General features: G+C 67.7%; 3 protein-coding genes. All 3 read left to right on the top strand.

What is annotated here, in order from left to right:
* Positions 1-268, top strand: a 268-nt coding sequence (locus ABGB08_RS54205) for a glycine radical domain-containing protein (RefSeq protein ID WP_347608312.1), incomplete at its 5' end; no start/stop codon positions are given.
* Between the two features lie 423 nt (positions 269-691).
* Positions 692-3,235: a bifunctional acetaldehyde-CoA/alcohol dehydrogenase gene (adhE, locus tag ABGB08_RS54200; RefSeq protein ID WP_347608309.1), complete on the top strand. Its 2,544-nt coding sequence runs from the start codon at positions 692-694 to the stop codon at positions 3,233-3,235.
* 4 nt (positions 3,236-3,239) lie between these two features.
* The coding region (locus tag ABGB08_RS54195) for a PEP/pyruvate-binding domain-containing protein (RefSeq protein ID WP_347608306.1) at positions 3,240-3,753 on the top strand (514 nt) is incomplete at its 3' end.

Raw genomic sequence — 3,753 nt, 5'->3', positions numbered from 1 at the left:
CAACACGGTGACGCCCGAAGGGCTCGGGCGTACCCCGGCGGAACGGGCGGGGAACCTGGTCGGCGTGCTGGACGCGTACGTGGACGCCGGTGGCTTCCACATGAACGTCAATGTCCTGACCCGCGCCATCCTGCTGGACGCGATGAAGCATCCGGAGAACTACCCGCAGCTGACCATCCGCGTCTCCGGGTACGCGGTGAACTTCGTCCGCCTCACCCGCGAGCAGCAGCAGGACGTGGTCGACCGCACCTTCCACGGCTCGCTGTGAAAGTCCTCGACGTGCGGCCCCCAGCACTCATCGCATTTGCGTTGAGCAAATCCCTCAGCTGATACTGGCATTCTTCGCAGAACGCTCAACGCGGTCTTTGACGCCGAGGAGCATCCGGCGCTCCATGACCAGGCTGCCGGGGACGCCACGTCGTAGAACACCTTGGTGAGGCCGCACACCGCGATGCGATTGCGGCTGATCAGCCGTGTCGTGTGCCCGTCTTGCGACGCAACCATCGCACCGCGGCGTTGACGACACGCATCGGAGCCTCCTTCATCGGCTCTTCCACGGTCGCCACTCCGCTAAGCCGGACATGTGCCGAAAGTCCCGCCCGCCGATGGCTTTGGGCTCGGGCGCCCCACCTCGCTGATCGAAATGCTTGAAGCCCACACAGGACACGACACGCGCCCGAGGGGACCGGCAATGATCGACCTACTGGTGGTAAACGCCCTCAAAGCCCTGGACGAGTACGCGGCCTTCGATCAAGAGCAGATCGACCACATCGTGAAGAAGGCATCCGTGGCGGCGCTGGACGAGCACGCCCAGCTGGCCGAGCTGGCGGTCCGGGAGACCGGGCGGGGCGTGTTCGAGGACAAGGCGGTGAAGAACATCTTCGCCTGCGAGCACGTGACCAACAGCATGGAGACGCTGAAGACCGTCGGCGTGATCGCGCGCGACGACATCAGCGGGCTGGTGGAGATCGCCGATCCGGTGGGCGTAATCGCGGGAATCACCCCGGTCACCAACCCCACATCGACCACGATCTTCAAGGCGCTGATCGCGCTGAAGACACGCAATCCGATCATCTTCGCCTTCCACCCTGCGGCCCAGGAGTGCAGTGCGGCGGCGGCGAGAGTCGTACGAGACGCGGCCGTCGCGGCAGGCGCCCCGGAGCACTGCGTGCAGTGGATCACCGAGCCGTCGCTGGAGGCGACGACCGAGCTGATGTACCACGACGGCGTGGCCACGATCCTGGCGACCGGCGGCGATGGCATGGTCCGCGCGGCCTACACGGCCGGCAAGCCGGCCCTGGGCGTCGGGGCGGGTAATGTGCCCGCCTACATCGAGGCCAGCGCCGACCTGCGCCGGGCGGTCAACGACATCGTGCTGAGCAAGTCCTTCGACAACGGCATGGTCTGCGCCTCCGAGCAGGCGGCCATCATCGACGCGGCGGTGTATGAGGCCGCGCTCGCCGAGTTCGAGCTCCTGCACGCCCATCTGGCCACCGCCCAGGAGAAGCAGAAGCTGGAAGAGCTGCTGTTCGGTGCCGGGACGAAGATCAACCCCGATGTGGTGGGCCGGTCCGCGGCCCAGATCGCCGAACAGGCCGGATTCACCGTCCCTGCGGGCACGTCGGTGATCCTGGTGGAGGCCGCACAGGTCGGCCCGGTCGAGCCGCTGACCAGGGAGAAGCTCTGCCCCGTGCTCGTCGTGCTGAAGGTCGGCAGCCACCAGGAGGGCATCGTGCTGGCCGAGCGCATGGTCGAGTTCGGCGGCCTCGGCCACAGCGCCGCGATTCACACCCGAGACCAGGAGCTGGTGGAGCTCTATGGCCAGCGGGTGAAGGCGGTGCGCATCATCTGGAACGCCCCCTCGTCGCAGGGCGGCATCGGCGATATGTACAACGCCTTCATCCCGTCTCTGACGCTGGGCTGCGGCAGCTACGGCCGCAACTCGGTCTCCCACAACGTCTCGGCCGTCGACCTGCTCAACATCAAGCGGATCGGGCGGCGCGTCAACAACCTGCAGTGGTTCAAGGTGCCGGCGAAGATCTACTTCGAGCCGCACGCCATCCGGTACCTCGCCGACATGCCGGACGTGCGCCGCGTGACCGTGGTGACCGACCCGACCATGACCCGGCTCGGTTATGTCGACCGGATCATCGCCGTCCTGGGGCGGCGCCCGGAGCGGGTGGCGCTGCAGATCATCGACGACGTCGAACCGGAACCGAGCGTGGTCACCGTTGACCGCGGCGCGGAGCTCATGCGCGCCTTCAAGCCTGACACGATCATCGCGCTGGGCGGCGGCTCGGCCATGGACGCGGCCAAGGTCATGTGGTTGCGCTACGAGCATCCCGAGGTCGTCTTCGCCGACATGCGGCAGAAGTTCTTCGACATCCGCAAGCGCGCCTTCAAGTTCCCGCCGCTGGGCGGGCTGGCGCGTCTGGTCTGCGTGCCGACCACGTCGGGCACCGGCGCCGAGGTCACCCCGTTCGCGGTGATCACCGACACCGCGACCGGCAAGAAGTATCCGCTGGCCGACTACGCGCTCACCCCCACAGTGGCGATCATCGACCCGGTCCTGGCCGCCGACCTGCCGGCCGTCGTCACCGCCGACAGCGGCTTCGACGCCCTCACCCACGCGATCGAGGCGTACGTGTCGGTGTACGCCAGTGACTTCACCGACGGACTCGCGCTGCACGCGATCAAGCTCATCTTCGCCAACCTGGAGCGGGCCGTACGGAACGGGGCGGGCGACCCCGAGGCCCGCGAGCGCATGCACAACGCCGGGACCATCGCCGGCATGGCCTTCGGCAACGCCTTCCTCGGCATCGTGCACGCCATGTCGCACACGCTCGGCGCGACCTTCCATGTGGCGCACGGCAGGACCAACGCGGTGCTGCTCCCCCATGTCATCCGCTACAACGGCACGGTCCCGGCCAAGCTGTCGGGCTGGCCCAAGTACGAGCACTACCGCGCACCCGAACGGTTCCGGGAGATCGCCCAGGCGCTGGGCATCGACGGCGGCGCTGAAGAACTCGCCGCCGCGGTCGAGGCGTTGCGCGACGCCGTCGGCATCGAGCGCAGCTTCCAGGACCTCGGCGTCGACGAGGAGGACTTCCTCACGCAGCTTCCCCTGCAGGCCCGCAACGCCTACGAGGACCAGTGCGCCCCGGCCAACCCACGGATGCCGATGCTCGAGGACATGCAGACGCTCATGCGCGCGGCCTACTACGGCAAGGAGTGAAGAGATGACCACAGAGACAGCCGCAGAGACGATCTACGTCTTCGACTTCGCCGACGGTGGTATGCACATGAAAGACCTGCTCGGTGGAAAGGGCGCGAACCTGGCCGAGATGACCCGGCTGGGCCTGCCGGTCCCACCGGGCTTCACGATCACCACCGAGGCCTGCCGGACCTACCTCAAGCTGGGCGAGATCCCCGAAGCGCTGATGGGGGAGGTCGGCGAGCACCTGCTCCGCGTCGAGCAGACCATGGGCCGCCGGCTCGGCGACCCGGCCGATCCGCTGCTGCTGTCGGTCCGCTCCGGCGGCAAATTCTCCATGCCCGGCATGATGGAGACGATCCTGGACGTCGGCCTCACCGACATCACGGTCACCGGCCTGGCCGCCACCTCGGGCGACGACCGCTTCGCCTGGGACTGCTACCGCAGGCTCATCTCCATGTACGGCGCCACGGTCGAGGGCGTCCCGCACGACCTCTTCGAGCGAGCGCTCGCGGCTCATCGCCGTGCGGCCGGCGTAC

The sequence above is a fragment of the Acrocarpospora sp. B8E8 genome, assembly GCF_039871605.1.
GTDB classification, from domain to species: domain Bacteria; phylum Actinomycetota; class Actinomycetes; order Streptosporangiales; family Streptosporangiaceae; genus Acrocarpospora; species Acrocarpospora macrocephala.
The sequence above is the reverse complement of the archived record's forward strand: the minus strand, read 5'-3'. Positions and strand labels throughout refer to the sequence as shown.

What these genes read in the sequence shown, in the direction of transcription:
- adhE (WP_347608309.1), top strand. Translation starts at nt 692, where the DNA reads ATGATCGACCTACTGGTGGTAAACGCCCTCAAAGCCCTGGACGAGTAC.